We start from the raw sequence: 4,379 nt of genomic DNA, 5'->3' as shown, positions 1-4,379 counted from the left end.
AATCCTATAATATTCCAAGTATCGTGATAACCGTCTGCATTTGGTGTAAAATAATGTGGATAATTGATTGCCATAGCTTTAATTATCGTTGGCTGACATCCATTCTCATCAATAATTGTGATAGTATGTTCTCCTGGACTTACATTCACAAATACATTACTTTCCTGGAAGGCTCCATTATCTAATTGATATAAATAATTACCTGTTCCACTTGTAACTACTGTAATAGTTTGATTCTCTGTAAAGGCTCCACTCACTACTGCTGTCGCTACTGCTGGCTCTGATTCAATTACCGTTACCGTTACTGGTTCAGATACACATCCTGTTGCTAAATCTGTCGCTACAACGGTGTAATTCCCACCTTGGGTCGCTACATATGTAGCTCCTGTTCCTACTTGTGCTCCACTAGCATCTGTCCATACAAAACTGTATAATGCCGGATCCAAGTGACTGTCAATTGTGTAAGAACTGTATAGTTCTCCACTTACTGAATTAATACATACTGTTCCGCCATCTGGGGTTGGTACCGGTAATGGATTCACAATTAATTTCAATTCTACTACTTCAAAACAGTGTGAGTTCGTTGATGTATTGGTTACCTTAATCCATACTGAACTTGCAAAAGCGATTGGATTTGCATACGCTACAACATCGGCTGTAGGAATCTCATTCGTATTAGCAATTGCATCGGCTTCTGTTGGGAAATACGTTACAGAATATCCGGCTGGATTTTGTGCACCTAATGCTTCAACTCCCGCTGGTGTTAAATCAAAAGAGTGGAAAATACCATCATTCGTTCCATCTGTATCACACGTAACCATGTCGGTAACTGGATTCGCAATTGCTGCTTCTTCTACCAATAATTTAAGTGGCGCTGTATTTCTACATCCTGTAGTATTGTTCACTACCGCTACATAAATCGTTTGTTCTGGTGTTGTTACATTCACATACGTGTTTGGTAATGGATTGATTCCATCAATGGCATCTTGTGCTGTTAAGTAATAGCTTACCGTAAAGTTTGCTGGATCTTGTGCCATTAATACTTTTGGATTATGATCGCTCAAAGTGAACGTTCCTGATCCATCTGTATTGACTTCACATAATAAGAAGTCTGGAATAACTCCGGCTACTCCTAATTCTGGTAATGGGTTTACAATTAAATCTATTGGAATAATTACATGGCATCTTGCTGCTCCTGGATTCGTTACTCTTACATAGATTGTTGCAGTACCACTTACATAAGCAGTTGCTGGTGTGATGGCATTGATTTCTGCTTCTGCATCGGCTTGTGTAATATAATAAGCTAATTCTAATGTTGTATCTCCATTTCTAATTAGGGTTTCACGAACCGTTAAATCAAATGATTCAATCATATCCCCTGGATTATTATCATCACATAGTTCAATTGGTGGGACTACTGTAACTGGATTTGGCATTGGCAATACACGAACTGTTAGTGTCGTAAAGCTTTTACATCCTGTTACGGTATTAGTAACCACTACAAACAAGGTTTGTGGATTTACAATATTAGTAAATGCTGTTGGTGTTGCAATTACATTGTTTCCAGTTTGAGCATCAATTAATGTATAGTAATAATCAACTGTATAACCTGTAGCGCCTTGTAGGATTTCTACATTTTTAACTGTTAAATCCATTTCTGTCAATCCATCAGCTACTGCATCATCACATACGGATAATGGCGTAAGATTGGTTGGCATTGCCAATGGTTTATTTACTTTGATAAAGAAACTGTCAATATCAAAACAGCCTGTGATGGTATTAGTTACTCGTACCCATATTTCTTGTGAATTGGCTACTGTATTAATATAATTGGTCACACTAGTAATGGCTGCTAGTCCTGCTTGAGCATTAGCCAATGAAGTATAATACTTCACCGTATGGTCTGCCGGAACAGTTTGGTTTGCCAAAATTATCGGTGTTTGTTGTGATAAATCGAATGGTGCAAAACCATCGGTATTGGTATCACAAACCACTAAATCTTGTAAAGTTGTTGGAATAACTGGTGAAGCATTTACCGTTAATTGGATCATGATCACTTTATAGCATCCTGTTAATGTATTGGTCGCTCTTACATATAATACTGGTGTAAATGGATCAATATTATGGTAGTTGTTTAAATCTGCGATTGGCAATACATTATTCTCTGCATTGGTTAATGTTTCATGGAATGTTAAGGTAACATTTGATTCTCCATTTAAGATTTCCGCTACTAAGGTTTGTAAATCAAAGGTTCCGAATCCATCTCCATCATCATCACAAACGGCTAATGGTTTAGCTGGTACTACTGGTGCTGGTAATGGTGCTACACGTAAATCCAATAGCGTTATTGCATAACAGTGTGTCAATTCATTTTCTACACGTACAAAAATGGTTTGTACATTTGAAATATTAGTATAAAGCGTTGGCAAGGCTCCTGTTCCTGCATTGGCTGCTGCTGCATCCAAATGGAAGGTAACATTGAATCCGGTTTGGTTCCCGATAATCTCTGGAATTTTTGTCGTTAAATCAAATTCTTCACGCTCATCTCCTGGAACACTTGTCTCACATAGTGTATAAGCTGTTGGTAATGTAATAACCGGTAATGGGTTTACAATTAACTTTAGCTCTACGATATCAAAACAGCCTGTTGCATTATTCTGTACTCGTACATAAATAATTTGTGGGTTGGTAGCATTAGCAAAACTAACCACACTTACAATAGCATTTGAACCGGCTGTAGCGTTTGCTTCTGTGGTATAAAAACTAACTGTATGAGTTAATGGGTCTATTGTACCTAGAATCTCATTGGTTTTTGTTGTTAAATCAAAAATAGCAATACCATCTGCATTATCATCACATAGTTCATATGGTGTTGGTGTAGTTGCTTCTGGTCGGTTGTGAACAATCAATTGTAATTGTACTACATCATAACATGCCGTTAGGGTCGATTGTACTCTGATGTAAATCGTCTGTGGATTTGTTAAGTTATGGTATGCCGTTAATCCTGTTATTGGGAATGTATTGTATTGTGAATCCGTTGCTGTTTCGTGGAAAGATACCGTTACGTTAGCCGCTCCACCAGTAACTTGTGCAATAACTTGAGTCAAGTCAAATACACCATGTCCATCATTGTTTGGATCACAATATTCTAATGCCGTTGGCGTATTTGCTACTGGTCCAGGAATTACATTTAATATTAATTCGGTGGTACTGTAACATCCTGTATCGTCATTCTCTACACGTACATAGATTGTTTGTCCATTACTGGTATTAGTATACGGTATAGGTAATGGGCTTACTTCAGCTTGCGCATCGGCAAGGGTAAGGTAATAGCTTACAGATAAACCAGCTACTCCTCCTGTGATTTCATTATTTTTTACCGATAAATTGAATTGTGCAATATCTGGATTCACTCCGTCATTACAAGCAAATAACGGCGTTGGTGCGATAACTGCTGGTAATGGGTTTACTACTAATTTGTAAGATCCGATTGTAAAACATCCCGCTGCATTGGTAACGCGTACCCAGATTGTTTGAGTTCCTAATACGGTATTCACAAAAGGTACTGTTGTATCAATTGGAGCGGTATTGGTTTGAGCATCGGCTAAAGAGGTGAAATGGGCTACTGTTAAACCGGCTTGTCCGTTTACAATCTCATTATTTTTTGTTGGTAAATCAAAGGCTTCAACTTGATCACCTGGTGTAGTGTAATCACATAGTTCATAATCTGAAATAGCAGTGTTAATCACTGGACGAGCATCTACAAAGAGTTTTAACTCGACAACAGTATAACATAATGGTGCATTTGGATCAATTACTCGAACATAAATCGTAATTGGACTTACTGGAGTTACATTAGTATACATTGGGCCTACTGCAACGCCTGCTCCTTGTGCGCCTGCTAATGTTTCGTGGAAAGTAACCGTTAAGTTGGTTTGCGCTCCAATGATTTCACTCGTTTTTGTCGATAAATCAAACGTAGCGATACCATCATTGTTATCATCACAAACGTGATAATCTGTTGGAGTAGACACCACCGGTGAATTAAAGATTGAAACTTGGAAACTTTTCTCTGTGGTACAGTTTGGAACTGTTCCTGTTTCTGCGTAAATATAAACTGTTTGGGTTACCGTTAATGGAACCGTTGGGTCTAATTCTGTTCCTGCTACTCCACCTGGAGCTGAAAAATAATTCCCTACCGTCAATGCAGGTAAAGTATATGTGTTACAAGCCACTACATTGGCTGGGGTTGCAACAACTGGAATCGCATTAATTGTTACTACAAAACTTTTCTCGTCTGTACAATTTGGGGTAGTCCCAGATTGAGCATAAACATACACGGTTTGCGTAGTAGTGAGTGTTGCTCCTGCTGCTAATGG

At 38.3% G+C, this 4,379-nt stretch carries 1 pseudogene; it reads right to left on the bottom strand.

From position 1 onward, the window contains the following. Positions 1-4,379: pseudogene (locus P6733_RS17795) on the bottom strand (hypothetical protein); the annotation flags it as partial.

This window comes from Flavobacterium aerium (assembly GCF_030766725.1).
Classification (GTDB): domain Bacteria; phylum Bacteroidota; class Bacteroidia; order Flavobacteriales; family Flavobacteriaceae; genus Flavobacterium; species Flavobacterium aerium.
The sequence above is the reverse complement of the archived record's forward strand: the minus strand, read 5'-3'. Positions and strand labels throughout refer to the sequence as shown.